Here is a 26,078-nt window from a genome sequence, read left to right on the forward strand (position 1 = left end):
CCCGTTCATTTAGGGATCTCATGAGCGCCGCGCTGATGGAATGGCGGTTGAAGGGTTTTCCGGCACCACCTGGCGTGTGCGATCGGTCAGCTTTCAGGAAGGATCTGCCATGGGGTCGAACGAGGCGAACGTCATTCTCCGAGGTGGTCCCGCCCAGGATCTTCCCGAACGGGACCGGGTCCGGCGGGTCGACGACATCACGGCACGGATCAAACTGGTGCGGTCGGACCGTTACGAGCACTTCGAACCGTCCACGGAGCGGGTCTCCGTGGAGGGGCGCGAGCTGCTGGCGTTCGACTGGACAGGTTCCACGTACGTAGCGGAGTGAACCGGGCGCCGTCCGCGCGCCCGTCTCCTATCGAAACAGTCCCGACCGAGGTGGCAGATGGCACTTGCGTTCATGTTCGGCTCCAACCAGTTCAACTACCAGCCCGACGGCATCCTGGAGTTCTACGACGGCAACAGCTCGGTCCGGGACACGTTCCACGACGTGGCCAAGTGGACCGGGGTCGACGTCGAGACCCTGTTGCGCGCCGACGTCGCCGCCGAGGGCGACCCGGAGCACCAGGTGCGGATCAATCTGGTGGGACTGGCGGCCGCTCAGCTGAGCATCCACGACATCCTGGTCGAGAAGGGCATACGCCCGGCGATCGTCGGCGGACTCAGCCTGGGCGGCCTGGTGGCGAGCTGTGTCGCGGGTGCCCTGTCACGCGAGGACCTGATCTCCCTCCTCTTCCGCAGCAACCAGCGGTTCGAACCGCACCAGGACGGCCGCCCGCAGGCGGCCGCCACCGTGTTCGCGTCCCTCGACGGCGACCCGGCGTGGTACTACGGCGACGAGCACGAAGGCGTCTGGCTGGGCGGCGACTTCGGGCTGGAGCCGACGGGGCGCAGCCGCGTCCTCATGCTCGCGGGCTACCGCGACGCCCTGGAGAAGCTCCGCGACGCGGCCCCCGAGCACACGGTCACCGTCAGCTACGACGTGGACGTCGCCGTCCACACCCCGCTGCGCGAGGCGGCCCGCGAGGAGACCCGGCAGCAGGTCTCCGAGGTCGCCTTCGCCGCCCCCCGGCTGAAGCTCTGCTCGTCGATCCAGCAGCAGACGCTGACGACGGCCGAGGAGGTGCGGGAGATGTTCGTACGGAACGTCGCCGAGCCGATGAGCATGGTCCACCTCGCCGAGGGGATGAAGCACGAGGGCGCCCAACTGGCCCTGGTGGTCGGCCCGTCGCTGATCAAGGACCTGCTCCGGTTCCCGTTCCCCGTCGGGTACGTGGACCGCCCGGGCGCCATCCCCGAGGCGGTGTCCGCCCTGTTCGAGCACGGCGTGGACATCCCGGACAGCTGAGTTGCGCACATCCATCTGAACACCGAGAAGCTGGAGAACCCATGCCCGGCGCGATCTACGCCGAAGGTCTGAAGAAGACCTTCGGCGACGTCACCACCCTGGACGGAATGGACTTGTCGGTGCCGTCGGGCTCCGTTCTGGGTCTGCTCGGGCCGAACGGCTCGGGCAAGACCACCACCGTGCGCATCCTCACCACCCTGCTCGGCGCGGACTCGGGCACGGCCATGGTCGCGGGCCACGACGTGTTCAAGGACCCGCAGAAGGTCCGCCTCAACATCGGCCTGTCCGGCCAGTACGCGGCGGTCGACGAGATCCTCACCGGCCGCGAGAACCTCCAGATGATCGCGGAGCTGTTCGGCATGAGCACCCGGCACGCCCGGATGCGCGCCGACGAGCTGCTGGAGTGGTCCGGCCTGACGGACGCGGGCAACCGCCAGTCGAAGACGTACTCCGGCGGTATGCGCCGCCGCCTCGACCTGGCCGCGGCCATGGTCGGGAACCCGCCGGTGATGTTCATGGACGAGCCCACCACGGGTCTCGACCCGCACAACCGGCTGCTGCTGTGGGAGGCCGTCGAGGCGCTCGTCGCCAACGGCACGACGCTGCTGCTCACCACCCAGTACCTGGAGGAGGCCGACCGCCTCGCGGACTCGATCTCCGTGATCGACCACGGCAAGGTCATCGCGAGCGGCACCTCCAACGAGCTGAAGCGGCTGGCCGGGCACGAGCGCGTCGAGCTGATCGTGCGCTGGCCGGAACAGTTCGACTGGACCGTGGAGTTCCTCACCCGCTTCGGCACCGGCAAGCCGGTGACGGACCGTTCCGCGCACCAGATCACGCTGCCGATCGAGGGCGGCGCGAAGCGGCTCGGGAAGATCCTCTCCGAGCTGGACAAGCACAACATCGAGGTGGACGACATCGGCCTGCGCCGCCCGACCCTGGACGAGGTCTTCCTCTACCTGACGGGTGAGGACGCCCGCCAGGCCCGCCGCAACGCCACCGTCTACGGTGAGGGCTCACCGGCGGACATACGCGAGGCCGAGACCACGCTCCAGCTCAAGCTCACGCATATCGTTCAGACGACGAATCGGGTGTGACCACGATGTCAGCTTCGACGCCTCCCACGATCGACCCCGGCGTCAACTCCGGGAGCATCCAGGCCGGTACGGGCGCGACGCCGCCGGTGGCCACGGTCGCCTCGTACCCGACCACGCCGGGCAGGTTCCCGCGTGAGGCGATGGTGTGCGCGCGGCGCCAGATCATCAAGATGTTCCGGCTGCCCGAGCTGATGGCGTTCAACCTGCTCCAGCCGCTGCTGTTCATCCTGCTGTTCGCGTACGTCTTCGCCGGAGCGATCGGCGGCGGCGCGGAGGGCCGGGACGACTACCGCGAGTTCATGATGGCGGGCTTCTTCGCCCAGTGCATCCTCTTCGCGACGGTCAGCTCGTCCGCCACCAACATCGCCCAGGACATGCACAAGGGCATGATGGACCGCTTCCGTTCGCTGCCGATGACCCGCGGCGCCGTCCTCACCGGGCGCACCATCGCGGACTTCGTGCAGAACGTGATGATGCTCCTCATGATGATCGTCATGGCGCTGATCGTCGGCTGGCGCATCCACGAGGGCTTCCTGAAGGCCCTCGCGGGCTTCGGCGTGATCCTCTTCCTCGCCTACTCCTTCTCCTGGGTCGGCGCGGCCATCGGCACCATGGTCCGCACGCCGGAGGCGGCCGCTGGCGTCGTCGTCATCCTTTTCCCGCTGACGATGCTGTCCAACGCGCTCGTGCCGCCGAGCACGCTGCCGCGGGTCCTCCAGCACGTCGTCAACTGGAACCCGTACAGCGCCACCGTGCAGTCCGCCCGCGAACTGTTCGGCAACGAAGCGCCCGCGTCCGACTCCTGGCCGATGCAGAACGCCACGCTGGCGTCCCTCGGCTGGTCCGTGCTGATCATCCTGGTGTTCCGCACGATCGCCGTCCGCCGCTACCGCGGAGTGTCCAGGTGACGGCGGCGGGCACGGGCATGCTGTACGACGCGCCCGCGCCCCGCCGCGCGGACCTGACGCCGCGCGGTGTCGCGCTGGCGTACCCGAAGCTGCCGCTCGCCATGCGGGCGCTCGCGGGCGCCGCCGGGCCGTTCCAGGACCGGCTGTGGCGCTTCGACCCGGACGAGCTGAAGGCGAAGGCGCGGGAGAAGACGGGCCTCACGGACTTCGGCGGCGACGGGCCGCTCGACGAACCGCTGGAGGTGCTCTGCCGTTCGGCCCGTACCGAGCTGCGGTTGAGCACCAACGGCAAGTTCGTGCTCCACAACCAGATCCTCGGCAGCCTCGTCAACCGGCTGCGGTTCCAGCGGCTCACCGAGACCCACCCGGAGATCTTCGCGGAGCCGGTGCGCCGCCCGCTGTTCGTGTGCGGCATGCCGCGCACCGGCACCACCTTCGTGCAGAAGCTCCTCTGGCAGGACAGCGGCTTCCGCTCCCTCCCGCTGTGGGAGAGCGCGAAGCCGCTGCCGAAGGGCGACCCGGCCGCGCCGCAGCCCGACCCCGACCCGCGCATCAAGGAGACCCGCACCGAGGTCCGCCTCACGGACAAGATCCTGCCCGAGCAGGCGACGATGCACGGGCTGGCGTACGACGAGCCGGAGGAGGAGAACCCGCTGCTGGCGATCTCCCACTGCTCGTCCATGTACGAGAACACGGTCCTCGCCCCCGCCTACCGCGAGTGGTACGCGGCGGCCGACCACACTGCGGGCTACCGGGACTTCGCCCGCGTCCTCCAGTACCTCCAGTGGAGCCGTCCCGACGGCGACCGCTGGTCGCTGAAGGCCCCCGGCCACCTGGAGATGCTGGGCCCGCTGCTCGCGGCCTTCGACGACGCCACGGTGGTCCGCACCCACCGCGACCCGGTCACCTCGGTCACGTCGTTCGCCAACATGGTCACGTACGGCGCCCGGATCTACTTCGACCACCCGGACCCGCTGTTGGTCGGCCGGTGCGCCACGGACTTCATCGAGCGGCTGCTGCGCGCGGCCGTGGCGAGCGGCCGGGAGGACGACCGGGTGGTGGACGTCCGGTTCCGCGACCTCGTCTCCGACCCGATCGGGGAGATGAAGCGGATCTACGAGGCGGCCGACCGCGACCTGGACCCCGACACCGAGCGGGCCATGCGGGACTACGCCACCTCCGAGGGCAAGCGCGGCGGGCGCAACCAGTACGCGGCCGAGGACTTCGCCCTCGACGTGGACGCCCTGCGGGAACGCTTCGCCTTCTACTACGAGCACTTCGACGTGCCGATGGACAAGCGCTGACGGCGCCCCGACCGGCGCCGACGGCGTGACCGCCGCCGCTCCCGGGAGTGCCCGTCACTCCCGGGGGTGCGGCCCGCCCCGGCCCTCGATGCGCGGCGCCAGGCCGTCCAGCAGCGCCTGGAGGCCCAGGTCGAAGAGGACGTCCAGCCGCAGCACGTACGTGCCGCCCATCGCCCCCATCAGCCGGGTGAACTCCGGGATGCGCCCGGACCGTTCCAGCGCCTGGAGCACGGGCGCGCGGCTGTCCCGCCACTGGTGCTCCGACTGGCCCGTGACGGCCTCCGCCTGAGCCTCCCACTCCAGGTGCACGGCCATGCCCTGGACATGGCTGTGGATCAGCAGGTGGATGTCGAACAGCTCGGTCGGGTCGAGACCACGGCCCCCCAGGGCGCGCAGCATCCGCTCGCCGTGGATCATCACGTTCGGTACGAGCAATGGCCGGGTCAGCGAACCGAGTTGGGCCAGCCACGGGTGTCTGCGGTACAGCGCCCACAGGGTGCGCGCCGCCGACTCCACGGGGAACCGCCAGCTGTCCGCACGGCCCGCCTCGGCCCCCGCGCCGTCCCCGTACGGGGCGCCGTCCCCGCACACCTCACCGAACGCGGCGTCCGCCATCAGCAGCACCAGCTCGTCCTTGCTGGGCACGTAGCGGTACGGGGCCATGGCGGCGACGCCGAGGCGGGCCGCGACGCCGCGCATGGACAGCGCCGCCAGCCCCTCCGCGTCCGCGATCCCGACGGCCGCCGTGACGATCCGGTCGAGGGTCAACTCCGGCTCCGCCACGGGCACGGAGGCCCTGCGCCGCCGCGGCGCGGGCACCGGAGCCGTACCCGAGACGACCGTGCCCGACCGCGGCCGGGTCTCCACCAGCCCCTCCAGCCGCAGCGTCGTCAGCGCCTTGGTGGCCGTGGCCAGGGCCACGCCCCACTCCCGGGCGATCTGCCGCGTGGAGGGCACCGCGTCCCCCGGCCGGAGTTCGCCGTCGGAGATGCGCCGCTGGATCTCGGCGCAGATACGCAGGTACGGGGGCTGGCTCGCCGGGTCCGCGGGGATCGGCACGTGGGTCGCGGCTCCTCTACGCTACGGGTGGCTCCGGTCCGGCGCGCCGCCTCAGTACAGGCCCTCCGGCGCGGAGTTGCTCTTGGTCAGCGGCTCCACGTTGGCCACGCCGTCGCACGGCCACTGCGGGCCGGTGTCGTGGCGCACGGCCTGGTCCCGCTCCAGCACGTTCGGCACGAACAGGTCCTCGTGCAGCACCGTGAGCCGTACGCGGCCCAGCTCACCGTAGCCCACGACGCGCGTCGGGTCGTCCCGGTCCACCACCGCGTGCGTCACCTGCGGGTAGTTGGAGACGTACGCCATCGTGCCGGAGCCCTCCTCCACGGGGAGGCCCATGCCGCAGCCGAAGGTGTTGCCGTAGCGCAGGCCGACCACGTCGCCCGCGATGGCGGCCTTGAAGTCGGCGTACTGGCTGGGCGAGATGTGCGTGCCGGACACCCCGATGCCCGCCAGCTTCGCGACCAGCTCCGGCCGCTTGCGCAGCAGCACCTGGAAGAGGGCGGGCGTCGTCTCCAGGTAGTCCACCTCGCGGCTGGCGAGGATGTCGATGACCTGCCCGGTGACGTGGTCCACGTACTGGTTCATCTCACGGAGACGGCTGCCGCGGATCAACTCCTTGACCCAGCGCGGGTCGAGGTCGATGCCGTACAGCACCGAGTCGCTGAGGCGGGTCACCCGCTCCATGCCGTTGCCGATGATGTGCGGGCCGCTCGGCCCGGCGAACACCCAGGTGCGGCCCGGTTCGAAGCCCGCGACCTGCTGCCCCCGGTGCAGCCACGCCGCGTGGTGCTGCGCCATCCGCTCGGTGTAGAACACCCGGCACGGGGAGCCGGTGGTGCCACCCGACTCGTACACGCGGCCCGACAGCGGGCGCGGCACGGCCTGCGGCAGCATGTCGAACGGGTCCATGTCGCGCAGCTGCGTCAGGTCGAAGTTGCCGAACGCGGACAGCTCGTCGTAACGCGTGATGTCGAGCGGGTCGAAGCCCAGCTCCGGCCGCTGCTTCAGCCAGTACGGGCTGCCCGACTCCGGGTCGAAGTGGCGGCGCAGGACGTCACGCGTCCACGCGTCCAGGTCCGTGTCGAGCGCGCGCTCGACGGAGAACGGCTCGCGTGCGTCGGTGGCCGTCATGGCTGTTCCTCTCAGGCGGCTGCGGTGCCGCCGGACGGGGGCGCGGGCGGCGCGTCCATCGTCTCGCCGCACCGCTTGGGGAAATCCTCACAACCGCACCTCAGGCGCCGTCGGCGGCCTCTTCCGGCGCGTACGCGTGCAGGCGGCGCTGCCAGGCGGCGCCGCGGAACAGCTCGGCGGCCGAGTCCGGCATGCTGACGTGCACGTCCAGCGACTCCTCCGCCTCCGGCGTCCCCATGATGTGCACCATCCACGGGATGACCATGTCCGGCAGCTCGCACCAGATCGGGCCGCCGGCACCGAAGTCGATGTCGTACGTGGGCAGCCGGGACAGGTTGTTCAGCTGGACGACGTCGCTGAACGCGCCGAAGGGCATGTGCGGCATGACGCGCTTGTGGCGGCCCGCGGCGCGCTGCGCCAGCAGGTACGCCGACTCCGCCCGCACCTGCTCGCCGGTGATCGACGCGAGGCTGTCCCGTACGGTGAGCGCGATCTCGCCCAGCGGGCGGGTCCGCAGCGCGTCCGCCGTCATGCTGGGCGGACTGCTGGTGATGGTGTTGCCCCAGTAGTCGTCGGGCAGCGTGACGCCCGGGGCGGGGCTGGTGAACCGCGCGATCAGGCCCAGCGTCTCGGGCGCCTCGGCGGGCCTGTTGCGCAGCTCCGCGAGGGTCTTCCACACATGGGCGGTGACCGCGTCGTTGGTGGACACCCACCGGTCGGTGCCCGCCAGGTCGGCCGCGGCCGCGTCCTTCATCGCCCGCGTCTCCGCGGCCGACAGGCGGCTGACGACGGTGGAGCCGTGGTGCCCGTTCCAGGCGATGCGGGTGAGCAGCACGGCCCGCGACCGGCGGGTCGGCACCCGGAAGCGGGCACTGCGCTCGCCCGCCTCCTGCGGCGCCTTCGCGGCGTGCTCGTCGAGCAGTTCCCGGTCGAGGTACGGCGCGGGGTAGCTCAGCCCGCGGTGCTCACGCGACCAGTGCTCCAGGAACGTGGTGAACGCGCCCGCGTCGACCAGCGCGTGCTTGATCCGTACGGCGAGGATGCCGCCCCCGCCCGCCGTGTGCGTGAGCCGTACGGCCATGGCGGGCACGTCGTCGCCCACGGCCTTGAGCAGCGGCACCGGCGGCAGCAGCTCCTTCAACTCCGGTCGCCCCGGCCGCCCGTACGCGTGCGCGTCGAGGGTGAGCGCGGAGTCCCGTTCCTCGAAGACGGCGCCCCGGTCGTTCAGCAGGACGCTCCAGCCGCCGTCCGGGTCCTCCGCCAGCCGCCCGCTCAGCGGCTGGTAGTGGCGCATCGTCGCGGCCAGCGACTCGCGCAGCGCGGCGCCGTCCAGCGTCTCGCGGTAGAAGAACGCGCGGTCCACGTAGAGGCCGCCCGTGATCATGTCCAGGGCGTTCAGCCGCATCCGGTCGCCGGTCGTCCCGGACCGTACGGTGAAGGTGCGCGGAGGGGGCTCCTTGCCACGGTCCGACCGGCGGCCGGGAAGGGCCATCTCAGGCACCGTCCTGGAAGTGCTTGCGCAGCAGGGCCGTTACCTCCGCCGCGCGCTCGGACAGGTAGAAGTGCCCGCCGCCGGTGAACACCTGCATCTCGGAGCCCGCGGTGGTGTGCTTCGACCAGTCGGCGGCCTCCTCGACGGAGGACTTCGGGTCGTTGTCCCCGATCAGCACGGTGATCGGGGCGTCCACGGTGAGGTCGCCGCCGGAGGCGTACGTCTCCACGGCGGTGTAGTCGCTGCGGATCGCCGGGAGGATCATCCGCAGCAGCTCCTCGTCCCCGAGGACCTGCGCGTCCGTGCCCGCCAGCTCGCGCAGTTCGGCGACCAGGCCGTCGTCGTCCCGCTTGTGAACCTGCTCGTCGCGGTGCCGGGACGGCGCGCGGCGCCCGGAGGCGAAGAGGCGGCGTACGGGCTTCTGCCCGGCCTTCTCCAGCCGGTGGGCCACCTCGAACGCCACGACGGCGCCCATGCTGTGCCCGAAGAACGTCGTCGGCCGGTCCGTCAGGTCGCCCAACGCCTCGGCCACGCGGTCCGCGAGGACCTCGACGGAGTCGACCCCCGGCTCCTTGCGGCGGTCCTGGCGGCCCGGGTACTGGATGGCGACGACGTCCACGTTCGGGTTCAGCGCCGCCGACACCGGGAAGTAGAAGCTCGCAGAGCCGCCCGCGTGCGGGAAGCAGACCAGGCGTTCACTCGCGTCCGGTGCGGGGTGGAACCTCCGGCACCAGAGACCGTCGCCTGCGGGAACTGCGCTCATGGAACCTGGGTGTCCTTTCCGGGACGGGGTGGGGAACGGTCGTACGCCGGGAGCCGACCACTCCCATTGACCCGTCGCCCCGCCCGTGAGAACAAGGGCAATCCGGTGCGGGCGGCGTAAGTCTGGTGGTTTCCCCGAATCTTGACCACCGGCGGCGACTGCCCTGGTCGGCCCTCCGGGCACAACCTACTGTCACCAAGGGGCCACGCGCACACGGTTCCCCGCGCGGCCCCCGCACACGAGGCCCGCGCGCCCGCGGCGCCCCGCGTGTCCGCGGGGTCCCCGCCCGATGTCACCAGAGGTCGAAGAATGAGCCTGGCGTTTCTCTGCGGCACCGAACTCCTGGACGGCGAGGCACGCGGCACGTCGGCCTTCCACACGCAGTCACCCGTGATGCGCTACCAGTTCGCGAAGTTCGCCTCCTGGGCGGGCGTCGACGTGGACGCGCTGCTGCACCCGGCGACCGGGGCACCCGACACCGAACCGGGCGCGCGCGCCCGCCGGGTGGCCCTCCCCTCCGCCATGCTCGGCATCCACGACGTGCTCCGGGTGCACGGCATCCGCCCGTCGGTGCTGGGCGGCTTCGGGGTCGGCGCCCTCACCGCGGGCTGCCTGGCCGGGGCGGTGACGCGCGAGGAGCTGTTCACGCTGCTGCTCGGCGACCTCACGGACGGCGCGGACGGGGGCGGCGAAGTCGCGGACGACGACGGGCAGGGCCGGTCGCGCGCCGTGGTGTTCCTGCCGCGCGACCACGACCCCGACTGGTACGCCGCGCTGGACCGGCGCCGCGTCCGCGTCGGCGTCTCACTCGGCACCGACCCCGACCGCACGTACCGCGTGCTGCTCCTCAACGGTGACGCCGACGCCCTCCGCGCCCTGGCCCACGAGGCGCCCGAGGGCGCCGTACGGCTGCACGGGCGCGGGCCCGCGGTGCTGCACAGCCCGCTGGCGGCGGGCGCGCGCGAGAGCGCCGCGCGGCGGCTCGACGGGCTGGCGTTCCACGACCCCGCGACGCCCGTCTGCTCCTGCCTGGAACCGCGGACGCTGACGCGCGCCGACGAGGTGCGCGAGCTGTTCGGCCGCTGCGCCGCCGAACCGGCCGACATCGGCGCGCTGGTGTCCGGTCTGGTCGCGCACGGCACCCGGCTGGCGCTGGTGCTCGGCCCGTCGCTGCCGCGCCACGTCGTCGACTTCCCGTTCCCCGTCGTCCACGTGGACGCACCGGAACGGGTCGAGGACGCCATCGCCGCCCTGCTGCACTACGGCGTGGGCGTCCCGGCGGCGGGCTGACCCGCGCCGACCCGGCCGCGGCACGGCCGGGTCGTACGGTCCGCCCGGTCGTACGGTTCAGCCGGGCGTACGGTCGCCGCGGCGGCCCGTACGCCCCGGCCACGCGGGACCGTCAGTACATGCCGTCCGGCAGCTCCCACGCCACCTGGAGCGGCTGGAGGTTGGCGACCCCGTCGCAGGGCCAGCCGTCCGGCGTCGCGCACCGCACGGCCTGGTCGCGCTCCAGCACGTTCGGCAGGAACAGGTCGTCGTGCAGCGTCGTGATCCGCAGCTGCCCCACCTCGCCGAAGTCGACGACGCGGCGCGGGTCCTTCTTGTCGACGACCGCCATCGTCACCTCGGGGTAGTGCGGCACGTACGGCAGCAGGTCCTCGTCCGGTCCCGCGCCGAGCCGCGCGGGCAGCCCCACGGCGTTCCCCAGCGCGTTCCCGTACGAGGTGCCGATGACGCCGCCGTCCAGCGCCGCCACGAACTCCCGGTACATGGACGGCATCACCTGCGTGCCCTCCAGCGCGATGCCGTCCAGCGCGGCCACCAGCTCGGGGCGCTGCCGTACGAGCACCTGGAGCAGCGCGGGCGTCGTCTCCAGGTAGTGGACGCGGGTGCTCTCCAGCACGTCCGTCATCTGCCGGACCACGTGCCCGACGTAGCGGTTGACCTCGGCCAGCCGCCCGTCCCGGATCAACTCCCTGATCCAGCGCGGGTCGACGTCCACCGCGTACACCAGCGACGCGTGCAGGCTCGCCGTCCGCCCGGCGCTCTCGCCCACCGGGTGCGGCCCGCTCGGCATCGCGTGCAGCCAGGTGCGGCCCTCCGCGAACCCGGCGCTCCGCAGCGCGAACCGGCGCCACGCGGCCTGCTGCGCGAGCATCGCCCCGGTGTGGAACAGGCGGCACGGCGCACCCGTCGTACCCCCCGTCTCGTACACCCGGCCGGACAGCGGGCGCGGTACGTTCCGCGGCAGCAGGTCGACGGGGTCGGTCTTGCGCAGGGCCTCCAGCGCGAACGGGCCGAACTGCTCCAGCCCGTCGTAGCCGGTGATCTCCAACGGGTCGAAGCCGAGGGTCGGCAGCCGCTCCAGCCAGAACGGGCTGCCCTGCTCCGGGTCGAAGTGGCGCGCGAGGACCCGGCGGGTCCAGGCGTCGAGGTCCGCGGAGAGTCCGGGCGCCGCCGCCGGGCCGGGGCCACCCGGGCCGCCGGTGTCTCCCGGGCCGCCGGGAACTGCCGCCGCGTCAGGTGTGCCGGGGGGTGCGGCGGCTGCGGGTGCGCCGTCCGACGACTCCGTGCTCGACATCGCCACGTCCTTTCACCCCACTCCGCGTACGGCGGCCGCCGTACGTGCCGGTGGGTCGGGTCGGTCGGAGGGGCAACCGCGCGGTCCGTACGCCCCCGCCGGGGCCGGTCGCGTACGCCTGCGCGGGAGCGGTGTGCCCGCCGACCCGGGACGGCCCGGCGGGGACACGCGGGTGCCGGGGTGCCGCCGCCGAGGCGAGCACGGGGGAAGCTCGCCGGCCGCGACGTCTCCTCCGGCCGGGTCCCATCCTTCCGTAGGGCTACTGGGGAAAACCCCACACCCGCGCGGAAGTTGATCGGCGCCGCCACTTAACCGGACGGCAACACGCTCGTTGTCAGATTCTTCCATTCGAGAGGTTGAGCTGTGGCCGCCGCTGACTAAGCTGTGCGCAGATGCCCAACAAGTAGGTAGGACGCCGGGGCTACCGGCCGGTCACCTGACGGGGGGTATCGCGCGGCTCAAGTGATGCGTGTATCCGCTTGGGGAAGCGCTTGCAATGCGGATCGGCTGCCTCTTCAATGGGCAGCCAGCGAGGGTACGACCCGACCAAGTCGTACACGGCCATTCGTTGCCGAAGCGGGGGATTCAGCGTGCAGAACGGACACACCAACCAAGGCATAATCCACGTCCTTGGCGGTCCGGCGCGTACGCACGCCGGATGGCCGGGGAGCCGGGGCGTCGAAGCGGGCCAGGCCGGGACGGGTCCGGTCCGCCGTGAGTCACGGGACGTGTCCTCCCTCACACCGCCCACCACCGCCGGGGGCAAGTGGCTCGGCGCGCGCGTCGAGATCGCCGCCGAAGGGCTGTGGGCGGTGGCCCTCGGGGAGAACATCGAACGGATGGGCGCCTCCGTGGAGACCGCCATCCCGCACCTGGGCCTCTCCGAGTCCCGCCTGCTGCACGCCGCCGAGTGGCAGAAGGTGCACACCGCCCGCCGTGCCGACCGCGGCAAGCTCGCCACCCAGATGTGGGTGCGCAAGGACGCCGCGCTCCAACTGCTCGGCTACGGGCTGGAGGTGGACCCCGGCTGCATCGACGCCAGCCACTCCGGGGACCGCGGCCGGGTCCGCCTGGAGCACCCCGACGGCGTCGTCTCCTCCGTGCACGTCACGGACGTACGACTGAGCGACGACCACGTCTGCGCCATAGCGACCTGGCACCGCCCGGAAGAGGTCCGGTACTGGGGCGACGACCCCGCCCGCGCGGGCCTGGACACGTCGCTGAAGAACTGGGCCGCCGTCTGAACGCACCCGGTACCGGTGACGACCTGACGACCGCGACCGTGGAAACGGTCGGACGCGCGTAGAGATGGAAGACGTTGGTGAGGTCGTCAGGTGCCGCCCGGTCGGGCCGTACGGTTCGCCGGTCCCAGCGGGGAACTCAGCTGCTCCCAGGCGAGGGCGGCGTAGCGGTACGCCTGCGCCTGCTGGAACAGGCCCGCCGCGCGCACCCGGCAGTCACGCGCCTCGGCCGCCAGCCCGGACTCCGCGAGGACCAGCCCCGCCGACAGCAGACTGGCACCCAGGCTGTGCGCCCGTACGTCGTCCCGGTCGCGCAGCACGCGCCGCGCCAGCTCCACCGCCGCCTCCGTACGGCCCTCCGTGTGCGCGCAGACCGCGTCGGCCGCGATCAGCCAGTGCGGCACCTCGGTCATGCTGACGAACCACATCATCTGCCGCGCGCGCTCCAACGACTCGCGTGCCGCGGCGGCGTCACCGCGGCTCAGCAGCGTCATGTTCGCGTACAGCACCGTCGTACGGCCCCACAGCTCCGGGTCCTCGATCGGCTTCAGCCGGGCGACCGACGCGGCGACGACCTCGATGGCCTCCTCGTAACGGCCCTCCTCGCGCAGGACCAGCGCCTGGTAGAGCCGGACGGAACCGAGCAGCGGCGAGAACGCCGTCTGCGCGCCGCCCTCCGTCGGGTCGAGGTCCGCGACCCAGCTGACGTTCCCCGTCCAGTAGCAGCAGCGGACCATCGCCTCCAGCGCCCGCAGCCTGCTCACCCGGCCCGAGGGCGCCGCGAGGTACGCCGCGTGCGCGTGCCGCAGCGCGTCACCGACGCGGCCGGTGCGCTCCAGCACGTCGGCGGTGGTGATCTGGACGCGCTGCCACAGCTCCGGCTTCTCCGCCGCGTCCAGGTTGCCGAGGAGCGACTCCAGGGACTCCAGCGACTCGCTCGTGCGCCCCAGCTCGCGCAGGATCTCCGCCACCGACAGCCGCGACTCCAGCAGCACGTCCTGGTGCTGCGCGGCCGAGTCGTTCTCCAGCACGGCGGTGAAGTGCTTCAGCGCGCCCTCGGGGTCGCCGTTCTCCCACTGCTTGCGCGCCTGCACGAAGCGGCTGACCAGGTCGACCCGGCGGACGTCGAGGCTCAGCGTGGGCCGCGCGGTCTGCGGCTCCGGCTCCTCGACCTCCTCCAGCAGATCCCGTACGGGCACGCCGAGCCGGTGCGACAGCACGCGCAGGACGTCCTCGCTCGGGACCCGCTTGCCGTGCTCCACGAGGGAGACGTAGCTGGGCGAGATGTCGGCTCCGGCGAGCTCCGTCTGGGAGAGCCCGGTTCTCAACCGGGCTTGTCTGATGCGGTGTCCTACACCTGGCCGGCGAGTCAAAGCGGTCATTCCTTCGTGGTGAGGGCGTGCTTTCACGTGTCACGTGCGGATTTGACGTCTGGACGCTCCCGATTGTGACACCAGTGTACGGCGCGTATTCGTTCTGTGACTCATAGTTGACTGCAATCGTCGTGCAGCGCGGAAGATCACGCGCCTGTTGAAGATCCCCCCTTCGGCCAGGTAAACGGATCATGGCAGACACGAGACGGGCGCCGCGAGCGGAAGTGTGCCCTGCAATCGGGGACCCACGGAAATTGTGGGTAATCGACTAGCGGCTGAGTTTTTTCGTCACGTCCGCGCCGCCCGCCCCCCTGCGCCGCCGGTGCCACCGCCCGCGCGGGAGCGCCGCCACCGCCCCGCCGGTCCCGGCCCGTCGGGCCCGCCGCGGGCGGCGATACGCTGCGTGCGGGCCGCCCGGTGCCGGGGGAGCGACGGCGTCGAGGGAGCCGTGGAGCCGTGGGGAGAAGCATGCGCGAGGAGCTGTCCCGTCTCCTGGAGGACCACCCGGTCGTCGCGACCGTGAAGGACGACGACGACCTGCGGGCCGTGCTGCGCTCCGACCGCGCGGTGGTCTTCCTCCTCTACGGCACGCTGATGAACCTCCCCGACCTGGTCGCCCGGCTCAAGACGCACGGCAAGACCGTGCTGGTCAACGTGGACCTGCTGGAGGGTTTCGGCGGCAAGGAGGTCGTCGTCCGCTACGTACGGGAGCGGGCCGGGGCGGACGGCGTGCTCTCCGCCAAGGCGCACCTGGTGCGGGCCGCCCGTGAGCTGGGGATCTTCGCGGTGCACCGGTTCTTCCTCATCGACTCCCTGTCGTACCGGAAGCTGGCCGGGCAGGTACGGCAGTCGCGGGCCGACGCGGTGGAGATCCTGCCGGGCTGCATGCCGCGCGTCATCGGCTGGGTCGTCGCGGACATCGACGTGCCGCTCATCGCGGGCGGTCTGGTCTGCGACCGCGAGGACGTGTTCGCCGCGCTGGGGGCGGGGGCGGCCGCGGTGGCGTCCTCCAACCACGCGGTGTGGGAGATGTGATCCGGTGTGGAATGGGCGGGCTTGACACCCGTTACGGACGCGACCTAGCTTGATACGCGCGGTGTCCGTATACGTCACCGCGCCGACAATCGCATATCGGATCCGGATTCGACCGGAGTGGTTACTAGAGACCAGAGAACAGTAACTCCCCGCAGCGGGGGATTACTGTTCTTTTTTGTGCCCGGATATCCAGCCGCCTTCCCGTGGCCCAGGCTGTGCTCACCGTGTACGCACCCATGACGTCGCTGGTCAAGGCCCTTTACCGGGCCGCTCCGGCACCCGTACGCACCTCCGCTGCGACGCCCGCCTTTCCCTGATCTTCCCGGGCACCACCCGGCCGAGCGACGAATGGGCAGCACCGATGGACATCACCGAGTTCTCCACCGGCTTCTTCTCCCTGAAGGGCAGGAACGCGATCGTCACGGGCGGCAACTCCGGTCTCGGACAGGCGTTCACCGTGGCACTCGCCAAGGCCGGGGCCGACGTGTACGTGCCGAGCGCCGCGCCCGACGACGGCACCACCGCGGAGCTGGTCGTGGCGGAGGGGCGCCGGATGGAGTTCGTCGCCTGCGACCTCACCGAGCCCGGCGTACCGCGGCGGATCGTGGACGGCTGCGTGGAGACGCTCGGCTCGGTGGACATCCTGGTGAACTCGGCCGGGGTCTGCCGGCTGGCGCCCGTGGCGGACTTCGGCCGCGCGGAGTGGGACCCGATGCTGGACGTGAACCTGACGGCGCCGTTCGAGCTGAGCCGCGAGGCGATGCGGCACATGGTCGCGCGGCGCTCCGGCAAGATCATCAACGTCGCGTCGCTGTTCTCGTTCCTCGGCGGCCAGTGGTCGCCCGCGTACGCCGCGACGAAGCACGCCGTGACCGGCTTCACCAAGGCGTACTGCGACGAGCTGGCGCAGTACAACGTCCAGGTCAACGCCATCGCGCCGGGCTACTTCGCGACCCCGATCACCGCCGCGACCCGCGCGGACCCCGAGGCCGCCCGCCGCGTCCTCGACCACATCCCCGCGGGCCGCTGGGGGACGCGGCGGACCTGATGGGCACCGTCGTCTTCCTCGCGAGCCGCGCGTCCGACTACGTCAACGGGCACACCCTCCCCGTCGACGGCGGCTACCTGGTCCGCTGACCCGCGTTCGTACGCCCGAGCCCGTACGTCCCAGCCCGTACGCCCGCGTCGTACGCCACCCGCACCCCGCCACCGCACACACCGCACCCCGAAGGAAGAACCCCATGGCCAAGTCCCTCTCCCCGCTCGGCCGCGCGGAGATCGTCGCCCGCCTCACGGAGCTGGTCGGCGCCGAGCGCGTCGTCACCGACGAGCGGCAGCTGCGGGAGGCGAGCGTCGACCGCTTCCGGAAGTACACGGCCGTCCACGGCATCTTCGACGGCCCGTTCCCCGCGGCCATCGTGAACGCCGCCTCCACCGAGGACGTCTCCCGCGTGCTGGCGTTCGCGAACGAGAACCGGATCAACGTCGTGCCGCGCACCGGCCGTACCGCCACCGAGGGCGGCCTGGAGACGGCGGTCGCGGACACCGTCGTCCTCGACGGCTCCGGGCTGGACACGATCGTCTCCATCGACACCGAGAACATGCAGGCCACCGTCGGCTGCGGGGTCGGCCTCCAGACCCTGGAGGACGCCCTGCGCGCGCGGGGGTTCACCACCGGCCACTCGCCGCAGTCGAAGCCGCTCGCGCAGTACGGCGGCCTGGTCGCGACCCGTTCCATCGGGCAGCTGTCGACGCTGTACGGCGCCATCGAGGACATGGTCGTCGGCCTGGAGGCGGTCTTCCCGGACGGCACCGTGTCCCGGATCAAGAACGTGCCCCGCCGCGCCGCCGGTCCGGACATCCGGCACGTCGTCATCGGCAACGAGGGCGCGCTCTGCTACGTCACCGAGGTCACCGTCCGGATCTTCCGGCACCTGCCGGAGAACAACGAGTTCCACGGTTTCCTCGTCGACGACATGGCGACCGGTATCGCCGTCGTCCGCGAGGTCGTCACCGGCGGCTTCCGCCCCTCCGTCGTACGCGTCTACTCCCCGGACGACGCCCGCCAGCACTTCGCCCACTTCCACGAGGGCAAGTGCGTCGTCGTGTTCGTCGCCGAGGGCCCCAAGGGCATCGTCCGCGCCACCAGCGAGGAGATCGAGCGGGTCGTCGCCGGGCACGCGCACGTACGGGTCGACCCGGCGCTGATCGAGGAGTGGTTCGGGAACCTCAACTGGGGCCCGGACAAGATCGAGGCCGAGAAGCGGGTGATGCGCGAGGAGGCGCACCTCGGCTACACCACGGAGGTCTCCGTCGACTGGTCGCGCACGGTCGCGCTGTACGACAGCGTGATGGCGCGCGTACGCGACGAGTTCCCCGCCCACGGCGACCTCACCCTGCTCGGCGCGCACTCCTCGCACAGCTACCAGACGGGCACGAACCTCTACTTCGTCTACGACTACCGCATCGACTGCGCTCCCCGCGAGGAGATCGAGAAGTACCACAAGCCCCTCAACGCGATCATCGTCGAGGAGGCGCTGAAGGCCGGGGGCTCGATGGTCCACCACCACGGCGTCGGCAAGTACCGGGCGCCGTGGGCGGCGGAGGAGCACGGCAGCGCCTGGCACATCCTCACCACGCTGAAGGCGGCGTTCGACCCGAACGGGATCATGAACGGCGGGACGATCTTCCCGCTCGACTCCTGACCGTGCCACCGTTCCCGCGTCACCCTTCCCGCACCACCGACCCGGAGTGGGCATGACTCGCTACCTCATCGGCATCGACAACGGCTCGCAGAGCACCAAGGTGACCGTCTTCGACGCGCGCGGGCGCGCCGTGTGCGCGGGGCGGCAGGCGCTGCGCCCGTACGACACCCCGCGGCCCGGCGTCGTCGAGCACCCGGACGACGACCTGTGGGCGTCCGTCGGGGAGGCGAGCAGGCGGGCGATGGCGGCGTTCCCCGGTGACCCCGCCGACATCGTGGGCGTCGGCCTGTGCACGATCCGGTTCTGCCGGGCGGTGCTGGCGGAGGACGGGTCGCTGGCGCAGCCGGTGATGAGCTGGATGGACGACCGCGTCTCCCGCCCGTACGAGCACACCGACCCGCGCGCCCGCTGGGTGACGACCTCGTCCGGCTACGTCACGCACCGCATGACGGGCGAGTTCCGCGACACCGCCGCCAACTACGCGGGCGTGTGGCCGCTGGACCCCGACACCTGGGCCTGGACGGAGGACGAGGAGGCGCGCGCCCGTACGGGGATGCCGCGCGCGATGCTGTTCGACCTGGTGTCGCCGGGCGACGTGCTGGGCCGGGTCACCGCGGCCGCCGCCCGGCACACCGGCCTCCCGGAGGGCCTGCCGGTGGTGGCGACCGCCAACGACAAGGCGGTGGAGGCGCTCGGCTGCGGCCTCCGCGACTCCGGCACGCTGCTGGTCTCCCTCGGCACGTACGTCGCGGGCATGACCACCGGCCCCCGCCACCTGCCCGACGCCACCGGCCTGTGGACCAACTACGCCTGCCGGCCGGGCGCTTACCTGTACGAGTCGGGCGGGGTGCGGCGCGGCATGTGGACGGTGAGCTGGGTGCGCGACCTGCTCGGGGAGGACGCCCGTACGGGCGCGCGGGAGGCCGGGCTGTCGGTGGAGGACTGGCTCAACGAGCGGGCGGCGGAGGTGCCGCCGGGCTGCGACGGGCTGATGACGGTCCTCGACTGGCTGGCGCCGACGGACGCGCCGTACCGCAAGGGCGGCATGTTCGGCTTCGACGGGCGGCAGGGGCCGTTCCACCTGTACCGCTCGGTGCTGGAGGCGTTGGCGCTCACCCTGCACGACGCGGCGGGCACGATGGCGGCGGAGCTGGGCACCTCGTTCACGCGCACCGTCCTGTCGGGGGGCGGCGCCGGTTCCGACCTGATGATGCGGATCTTCGCGGACGTCTTCGGCGTCCCCGCCCACCGCGCCGGGGTCACCGACGCGGCCGGTCTGGGCGCGGCCCTCTGCGCGGCGGTCGGCCTGGGCACGTACCCGGACTTCGACGCGGCGACCGACGCGATGGTCCGCCCCGGCCGGGTCTTCGCACCCGACCCCGGGAACCAGGCGGTGTACGCGGGGCTGGCCGAGGTGTACGGGCGCATCCGGGAGCGTACGGACCCGCTGTACCGGGAGTCGTACGCGCTGTTCGGCTGACGCGCTTCGGCCGACGCGGCTCAGAGGTGCCGGGGGTTCAGGGGACGGTCTGGGTGCCGATGACGGACAGCAGCCGCAGCTTCTCGTAGCTCTCGCTGCCGGGGGCGGCGGTGTAGACGAGCAGGCAGTGGGACTGCTCCGGGTCGAGCAGCGTCTGGCAGTCCAGCTCCAGCGCGCCGACCTCGGGGTGCAGGAACCGCTTCCGGTGGCGCGGGCGTACGCCGACCTCGTGGCGCTCCCACAGCGTCCGGAACTCCTCGCTCCGCTCCCGTAGCAGCTCGGCGTAGCGCGCGGCGGGCGAGCCGGGGCCGCGCAGCGCGACGACCCCGCGCAGCCCGGACGCGAACACCCGCGACAGCAGCGGATGGTCGGCGGGCGCGTACCGGGCGCGGGTGGCCGGGTCGGTGAACCAGCGGTAGCCGATGCTGCGTTCGGGCCCGGTCCAGCCGGTCGTGTCCCCGGTCAGCGCCACCCCGAGCGGCGTCTGCCGCAGCGTCTCGCCCAGCTCCGTGACGATCTCCGCGGGGGTGTCGGCCAGCCGGTCGAGGATGCGCAGCAGGCCGGGGCTGATGTGCTCGCTGGCCGCGCCCCGTACCGGCGGCGCCTGCCCGGCCAGCCGGAACAGGTGGTCCCGCTCCTCCGGGGACAGACGCAACCCCTGCGCCATCGACGCGATCATCCGCGCCGACGGCTGCGGGCCGCGCTCCCGTTCCAGCCGCGCGTAGTAGTCCGTCGACATGTGGCAGAGCGCGGCCACCTCCTCCCGGCGCAACCCGCCCGTCCTGCGCCGCCGCCCGCGCGGCAGACCCACGTCCTCCGGCTGGAGCAGCTCACGGCGGTGCCGCAGGAACGCGGCGAGCCCGGCCCGGTCGATCTCCACCTGTCTCCTCCGTACGTCCGCCGGGGCCGTCCCCGTGCTGCCCCCTTTCTACCGCCGCTGCCCGCGCGCAGCCACGGACCGCCGATCCCCCCGTACGGCCCACCGCCGCCGTACGCGTATCGGGCCGATCCCCCCGTGCGGCGCCGGGCGCGGACCCCGTATCAGCGGATCGGCAGTCCCTGGAGGGGACCGGCCGCACGCGTCATCGTGGAGGGGACGACACGACGAGGGAGACAGCACATGCCACGCGGAGACATCGACATCACCGTCCCGGACCTGGCCGGGAAACGCGCCGTCGTCACCGGCGGGAGCGACGGCATCGGACTCGGCATCGCGACCCGGCTGGCCGCCGCGGGCGCGGAGGTCGTCCTCCCCGTACGCAACCCCGACAAGGGCGAGGCGGCGCTCGCCGCCGTACGGGCGCGGGCCCCGCACGCCGACGTGTCGCTGCGCGCGCTCGACCTGTCCTCGCTCGCCTCCGTCGCGGCGCTCGGCGCGACCCTGCGGGACGAGGCCAGGCCCGTGCACCTCCTGATCAACAACGCCGGGGTGATGACCCCGCCCGACCGGCAGACGACCGCCGACGGCTTCGAGTTGCAGTTCGGCACGAACCACCTCGGGCACTTCGCCCTCGTCCACCACCTGCTGCCGCTGCTGCGCGCGGGCCGCGCCCGGGTCACCTCGCAGCTGAGCGTCGCCGCCAACAGCCACTCCATCCACTGGGACGACCTCAACTGGGAGCGCTCGTACGACGGCCGCCACGCGTACAGCCAGTCGAAGATCGCGCTCGGCCTCTTCGCGCTGGAGCTGGACCGGCGCAGCCGCGTCGGCGACTGGGGCGTCACCAGCACCCTCTGCCACCCCGGGATCGCCCCGACGAGCCTGCTCGCCGCCCGACCGGAACTGCGCCGCGACAAGGACACCACGGGGGTGCGCGTGATCCGCGCGCTGTCCGCGCGGGGCGTACTCGTGGGGACCGTACGGACCGCGCAGCTGCCCGCGCTGTACGCCGCCACCTCGCCCGACGCCGTACCCGGCCGCTTCTACGGGCCCGCCGGGCCCGGGCACATGGGCGGTCCGCCCGCGGAGCAGAAGCTGTACGGGCGGCTGCGCGACGCCGAGGAGGCGCGGCGGGTCTGGCGGGTGTCCGAGGAGCTGTGCGGGGTCCTCACCGGCTGACCCCGTCGTCCGCGCGCGCGGACGCCGGAAACCGCGCGCGGAAACGCGGCACCTCCGCGCGGAACGACCACCCCCGCGCGCGCCGACGAGCCGCGTCCCTCCGCGCGGAACGGTGCCACTGTCCGCGCGGAACGGCCCCACCGTGCGCGGAAACGGCGGCACCGCGCGCGCGGACGCCGGGACGCTCCCGCACGGTGGGACGGAAACCGGGTGACGCGGGGCCGTACGGCGTGCGCAGAATGCCCGCCATGGACCGCGCACGGATCAGTTCCCTCGCCCACGCCGACCACCCCGTCGCCGCGCCACTGGGCGACGACTCCGTACGGGCCCTGTTGGACCGCGCGTCGCCGGACGGGCCGGGGCGGGTGCTCGACCTCGGGTGCGGCACCGGCGTCTGGCTGACCCGCGCGCTCGCGGACCGGCCCGGACTCCGCGCCGACGGCGTCGACCACGACCCCGGTTCCGTCGCCGCCGCCACCCGCGCCGCCGACGCGGCGGGGCTCGGCGACCGCGTCGCCTTCCACACGGGCGACGCCTCCGCAGCCCGCTTCCCGTACCGGCACGACCTGGTGCTGTGCGTCGGCGCGACGCACGCGTTCGGCGGCCTGCTGCCCACCCTGCGGGCCGCCCGCGAACACCTCGCGCCGGGCGGCGCCGTGCTCGTCGGGGACGGCTTCTGGGAGCGCCCGCCCGGCCGGGCCACCCTGGACGCCGGGTTCGCCGCCGACGAGTACGACGACCTGGCGACGACCGTCGACCGGGTCGTGGCCGAGGGCTGGCTCCCGGTCCACGGGCACGTCAGCACCCTCCGCGAGTGGGACGACTACGAGTGGTCCTGGACGGGCGCGCTCACCCGCTGGGCCCTGGACCGCCCCGAACACCCCGACCACGACGAGGTGCTCCGCGCCGCGACCGGGCACCGCGACGCGTGGCTGCACGGCTACCGGGGCACGCTCGGCTTCGTCACGCTCCTGCTGCGCCGGGCCCCGGAGCCCCGTGATCCGACGTAGGCGGTGTCCGGGCGACGCCCGCACCACCGGGGTGCCCGGCCCGCGCGTACACTCACCGGCACGTCGCCGGTGGCCGCGGCGGAGACCGGGGGGAGGGCCACTGCCCGTGCACGACCACGACGGCGCCCGCGACGAGGGCGCCCCGGACGACGGCGTCGACCCGCCCGGCTGGGGCCCGCCACCCGTACGCCCGCTGCCCCTGCGGCTGTCGCTCGTCGTCCCGACCCTGGCGTTCCTGCCCCTGTGGTGGGTGGTCTGGCTCCTGCTGGCGGCCTTCTTCCTCTGCCTGGCGCCGTTCGCCCAGCTCGTCGTCCACCTGATGCCGCGTACGGAGAACGGCGCCGTACGGCTGCTCGACGCCACGCTGGGCCGGGTGCCGTTCCTCCCGCTGTGGTGCGTGACCCCGGTCGCGCTCGTACGGGAGGGGGACACGGCCTACTACCGGGCGCGCGTGGAGCGGCGGATCGCGCGGCGGACCCGGCGGGTGGCGACCGCGACGCACGCCCGCGAGCACCACCGCGAACTGGACCTGGGCGTCCACCACTTCCGCGGCGCGGGCGCGGGCCACGTCCTGCGCGTCGCCCGGCCGCGCGGCTGGGACCTCCACCCCGTGCTGCGTTCGCACCCCCGGCGGCGGCTGCGCCTCCGCCACGACGGCCGCCCGCGCCCCGGGGACACGGCGTAGCCGCCGCGCGTCCCCTCCGCCGGGTGCGGGCGGCGGTCGTGGGCCTGACCGGAGCGCGGATCGGGCCGTGCCGGGAAGACGTAGCATCGTCGCCGACGTGGCGAGGTGAAGGCCGTCGCCCGCTGACGAGGCGGTGTGAGACGTGAAACAGAAGAAGCCTTGGACGATCCAGTGGCACATCGCCGCGGACGGCACGGTGATCAAGCAGCGGTCTCGGGGGAGCGCGGAGCACGAACAGCTGTTCCAGGAGTTCGCGACGACGCGGACGCCGGAGATCGAGCAACTCGACGCCATGGAGGAGGAACGGCTCCGTGCCAGCGCCTCCGGCGAGCGGAGGGCCCGGGCCCTGCTCCACCTGACCTACGTGGCTCTCGCGGGGCTCGCGGTCGGGGTCGTGTCCACCGTGGTCGGCATGGATACCGGGTTCTTGACGCTGGGGTCGCTCGCCGTCGTCGTTCTCCTCGGGCTCAGCACGGGTCTCCTCATACGGGCATCGATGAGTGGGTATCAGCGCGCCCACCGGGAAGTCGGGTTCGCGTCGTCGGGGGGCGTCACGGTCGCCGCCCGCGAGGCCCGCACGATGATCAGCGATCCACGTGCCGTCTCCGGCCGGGAGTTCGCCGCCGTCCGGGCCTGACGGCCGCCGCGTGCGGTGACCAGAGGGCCCCGGGCCGCTCAAGTGCCGGGCCGTGGCGCCCGGTTAAGCGGTGCCCCGGTGCCCCGCGCGCCGGCGTACGCGGAACCAGCGTCGAGGGATGTGCTCCGGGGCGTCTCAGGACGCCGTGTCACCGGGGTCGACGAGCCCGGTGCGGTAGGCGATGACGACGAGCTGCGCCCGGTCCCGCGCGTCCAGTTTCGTCATGGCGCGCTGCACGTGGGCCCGTACGGTGAACGGGCTGAGGAACATCCGCTCGGCGATCTCCTGGTTGGACAGCCCGGTCGCGACCAGGGCCACCATCTCGCGCTCGCGCGGGGTGAGTACGGCGAGGCGGTCGGGGTGGTGCGGCGAGCCGGAGCGGTCCGGCGTCGCCAGGAAGCGGGTGACCAGGGACCGGGTCGCGGCGGGGGAGAGGAGGGTGTCGCCGTCCGCGATGGTGCGTACGGCGGCCAGCAGGTCCTCGGCCCCGATGCCCTTGCCGATGAAGCCCCCGGCACCCGCGCGCAGCGCCTGCGCGACGTACTCGTCCGTCTCGTACGTGGTGAGGATCAGGATGCGTACGGCGTGCAGCTCCGGGTCCGCGCAGATCCGCGCGGTGGCGTCGAGGCCGTCGACGTCGGGCATGCTGATGTCCATCACCACCACGTCCGGGCGCAGCGCGCGGGTCAGCCGCACCGCCTCGGCGCCGTCGGCGGCCTCCCCGACGACGGTGAGGTCGTCGGCGCTGTCGAGGAGCATCCGGAACGCGCCGCGCAACAGCGCCTGGTCGTCCGCGAGAAGTACGCGCAGCGTCACACCGCACCTCCGTCGGCGGGTACTCCGGGGGCGGGGGCCGTGGGCGACGGCGCTTCGGCCGGTGTCCCGTCCACGGGTGGGGCGGGCAGCTCGCTGGACACCAGGAAGCCGCCTTCGGGGCGGCTTCCGGCGGAGAGTCGGCCGCCGATGGCGGAGGCGCGTTCGCGCATGCCGATCAGGCCGTAACCGGGGGCGCGTTCGCCCATCGCGGGCGTCACCGGCACACCGCCACCGGCTCCCGTACCGCCCGTTCCCGTCAGGCCCGCTCCCGTACGGTTGCCCGCGCCGTCGTCGGACACGGTGACGGCCACCCGGTCCCGGCCCCAGACGAGACCGACCCGGGCGGTGCCGGTCCCGGCGTGCTTGGCCACGTTGGTCAGCGCCTCCTGCACGATGCGGTACGCGGTCAGGTCCACGCCCGGCGCCAACGGGCGGGGCGTGCCCTCCTCGTCGACCGCGACGTCGAGCCCCGCGCGCCGGAACGACGCCAGGAGCGTGGGCAGCCGCGCCAGCCCCGGCGGCGGGCCCGCGGGCGCGGCCGTGTCCCCGGTCTGGCGCAGCAGCCCGACGGTGGCCCGCAGGTCGTCGAGGGCGTCCCCGGTCGTACGGACCAGCTCCCGCAGGCTCTGCCGGGCCTGCTCCGGGCGGGCGTCGAAGAGGTGGGAGGCCACGCTGGCCTGCGCGTTGGCGAGGGTGATCTGGTGGGCCACCGCGTCGTGCAGGTCCCGCGCGATGCGTACCCGCTCCTCGCCCACCCGCTGCCGCGCCTCGCTGTCCCGGGTCTCCTCGGCGCGCTGGGCCCGTTCCTCCACGGCGGCGACGTACGCGCGCCGGTGGTGCGTGGAACGCCCCAGTACGCCCGCCACCAGCGGGAACGCCGCCACCGTGGCCATCCGGCTGGTGTCCTGCCAGGAGTCGGCCTCGAAGAAGGGCACCGACGCGACCAGCAGCACCGCGGCGGCGAACGACACGGTGCCCGCCGCCCGCCGTTCGGTGCGCGCGGTGAGGGCGCAGGAGTAGGCGGCGACCACGGCCGGGGCCACGATCAGCGGGTTCGGCAGCAGGCCCAGGACCGGCAGCAGCAGCCCGCACACCGTCGTGGCCGCCAGCGTCGCCAGCGGGGCGCGGTGCCGCGCGGGCAGCACGGCGCAGGACACCGTCGCGAGGACGTACGCCACCACGGGTGGCGGTGCCACCGTGTCGTCGTTCCCGACCCCGACCCCGACCACGCCGCCGAGCAGGCAGAGCGTGAACGCCACCGCCGTGACGACCGCTTCGCGCCGCCACCGTCCCTGCGGCAGGGGAGCCAGGTGCGACAGGGGAGCACCGTCACCCGTGTCCGTCATGGTGG

Annotated in this window: 24 protein-coding genes; 15 read left to right on the forward strand and 9 right to left on the reverse strand. The window is 72.9% G+C overall.

Annotated elements, in window-relative coordinates; genetic code table 11:
• The first annotated feature begins 109 nt into the window (after window positions 1-109).
• The 5 genes from D7M15_RS19405 to D7M15_RS19425 are packed head-to-tail and all read left to right on the forward strand — an operon-like array spanning window position 110 to window position 4,657.
• Window positions 110-328, forward strand: coding sequence for a DUF5988 family protein (locus D7M15_RS19405; RefSeq protein WP_121518676.1), 219 nt, complete (start codon window positions 110-112; stop codon window positions 326-328).
• A 57-nt stretch (window positions 329-385) separates the two neighbouring features.
• A complete protein-coding gene (locus D7M15_RS19410; RefSeq protein ID WP_121518677.1) occupies window positions 386-1,348 on the forward strand; it encodes an acyltransferase domain-containing protein in 963 nt (320 codons plus the stop codon).
• Between the two features lie 41 nt (window positions 1,349-1,389).
• Entirely contained in the window at window positions 1,390-2,445 is a 1,056-nt protein-coding gene (locus D7M15_RS19415) for an ATP-binding cassette domain-containing protein (protein WP_121518678.1), read from the forward strand.
• Window positions 2,446-2,450: 5 nt separating this feature from the next.
• Window positions 2,451-3,353: an ABC transporter permease gene (locus D7M15_RS19420; protein ID WP_121521042.1), complete on the forward strand. Its 903-nt coding sequence runs from the start codon at window positions 2,451-2,453 to the stop codon at window positions 3,351-3,353.
• A complete protein-coding gene (locus tag D7M15_RS19425; protein ID WP_121518679.1) occupies window positions 3,350-4,657 on the forward strand; it encodes a sulfotransferase in 1,308 nt (435 codons plus the stop codon). Before D7M15_RS19420 ends, D7M15_RS19425 begins: the two co-directional genes overlap by 4 nt.
• A gap of 54 nt (window positions 4,658-4,711) precedes the next feature.
• On the opposite strand, the gene D7M15_RS19430 is transcribed toward D7M15_RS19425, so the two are convergent.
• The 4 genes from D7M15_RS19430 to D7M15_RS19445 form a co-directional block, all read right to left on the reverse strand.
• Window positions 4,712-5,710, reverse strand: a complete 999-nt coding sequence (locus D7M15_RS19430) for a TetR/AcrR family transcriptional regulator C-terminal domain-containing protein (RefSeq protein WP_121521044.1) — start codon at window positions 5,708-5,710, stop codon at window positions 4,712-4,714.
• Between the two features lie 57 nt (window positions 5,711-5,767).
• The gene (locus D7M15_RS19435) at window positions 5,768-6,847 is read right to left on the reverse strand and encodes an arylcarboxylate reductase (RefSeq protein ID WP_121518680.1); all 1,080 of its coding nucleotides are present in this window, start codon (window positions 6,845-6,847) and stop codon (window positions 5,768-5,770) included.
• A gap of 100 nt (window positions 6,848-6,947) precedes the next feature.
• Window positions 6,948-8,339, reverse strand: a complete 1,392-nt coding sequence (locus tag D7M15_RS19440) for an acyltransferase (RefSeq protein ID WP_121518681.1) — start codon at window positions 8,337-8,339, stop codon at window positions 6,948-6,950.
• A 1-nt stretch (window position 8,340) separates the two neighbouring features.
• Window positions 8,341-9,102 (reverse strand): alpha/beta fold hydrolase, encoded by a 762-nt coding sequence (locus D7M15_RS19445; RefSeq protein WP_121518682.1) that lies wholly within the window; start codon window positions 9,100-9,102, stop codon window positions 8,341-8,343.
• A gap of 309 nt (window positions 9,103-9,411) precedes the next feature.
• On the opposite strand from D7M15_RS19445, the gene D7M15_RS19450 reads away from it, so the two are divergent.
• The gene (locus tag D7M15_RS19450) at window positions 9,412-10,392 is read left to right on the forward strand and encodes a hypothetical protein (RefSeq protein WP_121518683.1); all 981 of its coding nucleotides are present in this window, start codon (window positions 9,412-9,414) and stop codon (window positions 10,390-10,392) included.
• A 112-nt stretch (window positions 10,393-10,504) separates the two neighbouring features.
• Here D7M15_RS19450 and D7M15_RS19455 read toward each other — a convergent pair whose 3' ends face one another.
• Window positions 10,505-11,686 (reverse strand): arylcarboxylate reductase, encoded by a 1,182-nt coding sequence (locus D7M15_RS19455; RefSeq protein WP_121518684.1) that lies wholly within the window; start codon window positions 11,684-11,686, stop codon window positions 10,505-10,507.
• Window positions 11,687-12,414: 728 nt separating this feature from the next.
• Between D7M15_RS19455 and D7M15_RS19460 the strand changes: the two genes are divergently transcribed.
• Window positions 12,415-12,930, forward strand: a complete 516-nt coding sequence (locus D7M15_RS19460) for a 4-phosphopantetheinyl transferase family protein (protein WP_121518685.1) — start codon at window positions 12,415-12,417, stop codon at window positions 12,928-12,930.
• 86 nt (window positions 12,931-13,016) lie between these two features.
• Here the strand turns inward: D7M15_RS19460 and D7M15_RS19465 are convergent, their stop codons facing one another.
• Window positions 13,017-14,309: a helix-turn-helix domain-containing protein gene (locus tag D7M15_RS19465; protein ID WP_121518686.1), complete on the reverse strand. Its 1,293-nt coding sequence runs from the start codon at window positions 14,307-14,309 to the stop codon at window positions 13,017-13,019.
• A 447-nt stretch (window positions 14,310-14,756) separates the two neighbouring features.
• Here D7M15_RS19465 and D7M15_RS19470 point away from each other — a divergent pair, with 447 nt between their 5' ends.
• The 4 genes from D7M15_RS19470 (at window position 14,757) to D7M15_RS19485 (ending at window position 19,520) form a co-directional block, all read left to right on the forward strand.
• Complete coding sequence (locus D7M15_RS19470) at window positions 14,757-15,335, forward strand: glycerol-3-phosphate responsive antiterminator (RefSeq protein ID WP_240649381.1); 579 nt, start codon at window positions 14,757-14,759, stop codon at window positions 15,333-15,335.
• 361 nt (window positions 15,336-15,696) lie between these two features.
• Window positions 15,697-16,383, forward strand: a complete 687-nt coding sequence (locus tag D7M15_RS19475) for an SDR family NAD(P)-dependent oxidoreductase (protein ID WP_240649382.1) — start codon at window positions 15,697-15,699, stop codon at window positions 16,381-16,383.
• Between the two features lie 193 nt (window positions 16,384-16,576).
• On the forward strand, window positions 16,577-18,040 hold the full coding sequence (locus tag D7M15_RS19480; protein ID WP_121518688.1) for an FAD-binding oxidoreductase: 1,464 nt from the start codon (window positions 16,577-16,579) through the stop codon (window positions 18,038-18,040).
• Window positions 18,041-18,092: 52 nt separating this feature from the next.
• The gene (locus D7M15_RS19485) at window positions 18,093-19,520 is read left to right on the forward strand and encodes an FGGY-family carbohydrate kinase (protein WP_121518689.1); all 1,428 of its coding nucleotides are present in this window, start codon (window positions 18,093-18,095) and stop codon (window positions 19,518-19,520) included.
• Between the two features lie 37 nt (window positions 19,521-19,557).
• On the opposite strand, the gene D7M15_RS19490 is transcribed toward D7M15_RS19485, so the two are convergent.
• Window positions 19,558-20,400, reverse strand: a complete 843-nt coding sequence (locus tag D7M15_RS19490; RefSeq protein WP_121518690.1) for a helix-turn-helix transcriptional regulator — start codon at window positions 20,398-20,400, stop codon at window positions 19,558-19,560.
• A 240-nt stretch (window positions 20,401-20,640) separates the two neighbouring features.
• On the opposite strand from D7M15_RS19490, the gene D7M15_RS19495 reads away from it, so the two are divergent.
• The 4 genes from D7M15_RS19495 (at window position 20,641) to D7M15_RS19510 (ending at window position 23,911) form a co-directional block, all read left to right on the forward strand.
• The gene (locus D7M15_RS19495; RefSeq protein WP_121518691.1) at window positions 20,641-21,579 is read left to right on the forward strand and encodes an SDR family oxidoreductase; all 939 of its coding nucleotides are present in this window, start codon (window positions 20,641-20,643) and stop codon (window positions 21,577-21,579) included.
• 248 nt (window positions 21,580-21,827) lie between these two features.
• The gene (locus D7M15_RS19500; RefSeq protein WP_121521046.1) at window positions 21,828-22,589 is read left to right on the forward strand and encodes a class I SAM-dependent methyltransferase; all 762 of its coding nucleotides are present in this window, start codon (window positions 21,828-21,830) and stop codon (window positions 22,587-22,589) included.
• A 106-nt stretch (window positions 22,590-22,695) separates the two neighbouring features.
• The gene (locus D7M15_RS19505; RefSeq protein ID WP_121518692.1) at window positions 22,696-23,274 is read left to right on the forward strand and encodes a hypothetical protein; all 579 of its coding nucleotides are present in this window, start codon (window positions 22,696-22,698) and stop codon (window positions 23,272-23,274) included.
• A gap of 142 nt (window positions 23,275-23,416) precedes the next feature.
• Window positions 23,417-23,911 carry a hypothetical protein gene (locus tag D7M15_RS19510; protein WP_121518693.1) on the forward strand — a complete coding sequence of 165 codons (495 nt, stop codon included), beginning with the start codon at window positions 23,417-23,419 and terminating at the stop codon, window positions 23,909-23,911.
• Window positions 23,912-24,046: 135 nt separating this feature from the next.
• Here the strand turns inward: D7M15_RS19510 and D7M15_RS19515 are convergent, their stop codons facing one another.
• Together D7M15_RS19515 and D7M15_RS19520 are read right to left on the reverse strand one after the other, a co-directional pair.
• Window positions 24,047-24,727, reverse strand: a complete 681-nt coding sequence (locus D7M15_RS19515; protein ID WP_121518694.1) for a response regulator transcription factor — start codon at window positions 24,725-24,727, stop codon at window positions 24,047-24,049.
• The gene (locus D7M15_RS19520; RefSeq protein ID WP_121518695.1) at window positions 24,724-26,073 is read right to left on the reverse strand and encodes a sensor histidine kinase; all 1,350 of its coding nucleotides are present in this window, start codon (window positions 26,071-26,073) and stop codon (window positions 24,724-24,726) included. The genes D7M15_RS19515 and D7M15_RS19520 overlap by 4 nt, the downstream gene beginning before the upstream one ends.
• Window positions 26,074-26,078 lie beyond the last annotated feature (5 nt).

This window comes from Streptomyces sp. Z26 (assembly GCF_003665095.1).
Lineage (GTDB): Bacteria > Actinomycetota > Actinomycetes > Streptomycetales > Streptomycetaceae > Streptomyces > Streptomyces phytohabitans.

Bases quoted from the DNA above. Each gene is read 5' to 3' on its own strand.
- D7M15_RS19405 (WP_121518676.1), top strand. From the start codon at position 110: ATGGGGTCGAACGAGGCGAACGTCATTCTCCGAGGTGGTCCCGCCCAG.
- D7M15_RS19410 (WP_121518677.1), top strand. From the start codon at position 386: ATGGCACTTGCGTTCATGTTCGGCTCCAACCAGTTCAACTACCAGCCC.
- D7M15_RS19415 (WP_121518678.1), top strand. From the start codon at position 1,390: ATGCCCGGCGCGATCTACGCCGAAGGTCTGAAGAAGACCTTCGGCGAC.
- D7M15_RS19420 (WP_121521042.1), top strand. From the start codon at position 2,451: ATGTCAGCTTCGACGCCTCCCACGATCGACCCCGGCGTCAACTCCGGG.
- D7M15_RS19435 (WP_121518680.1), bottom strand. From the start codon at position 6,847: ATGACGGCCACCGACGCACGCGAGCCGTTCTCCGTCGAGCGCGCGCTC.
- D7M15_RS19440 (WP_121518681.1), bottom strand. From the start codon at position 8,339: ATGGCCCTTCCCGGCCGCCGGTCGGACCGTGGCAAGGAGCCCCCTCCG.
- D7M15_RS19445 (WP_121518682.1), bottom strand. From the start codon at position 9,102: ATGAGCGCAGTTCCCGCAGGCGACGGTCTCTGGTGCCGGAGGTTCCAC.
- D7M15_RS19450 (WP_121518683.1), top strand. From the start codon at position 9,412: ATGAGCCTGGCGTTTCTCTGCGGCACCGAACTCCTGGACGGCGAGGCA.
- D7M15_RS19455 (WP_121518684.1), bottom strand. From the start codon at position 11,686: ATGTCGAGCACGGAGTCGTCGGACGGCGCACCCGCAGCCGCCGCACCC.
- D7M15_RS19465 (WP_121518686.1), bottom strand. From the start codon at position 14,309: ATGACCGCTTTGACTCGCCGGCCAGGTGTAGGACACCGCATCAGACAA.
- D7M15_RS19475 (WP_240649382.1), top strand. From the start codon at position 15,697: ATGGACATCACCGAGTTCTCCACCGGCTTCTTCTCCCTGAAGGGCAGG.
- D7M15_RS19480 (WP_121518688.1), top strand. From the start codon at position 16,577: ATGGCCAAGTCCCTCTCCCCGCTCGGCCGCGCGGAGATCGTCGCCCGC.
- D7M15_RS19485 (WP_121518689.1), top strand. From the start codon at position 18,093: ATGACTCGCTACCTCATCGGCATCGACAACGGCTCGCAGAGCACCAAG.
- D7M15_RS19495 (WP_121518691.1), top strand. From the start codon at position 20,641: ATGCCACGCGGAGACATCGACATCACCGTCCCGGACCTGGCCGGGAAA.
- D7M15_RS19500 (WP_121521046.1), top strand. From the start codon at position 21,828: ATGGACCGCGCACGGATCAGTTCCCTCGCCCACGCCGACCACCCCGTC.
- D7M15_RS19520 (WP_121518695.1), bottom strand. From the start codon at position 26,073: ATGACGGACACGGGTGACGGTGCTCCCCTGTCGCACCTGGCTCCCCTG.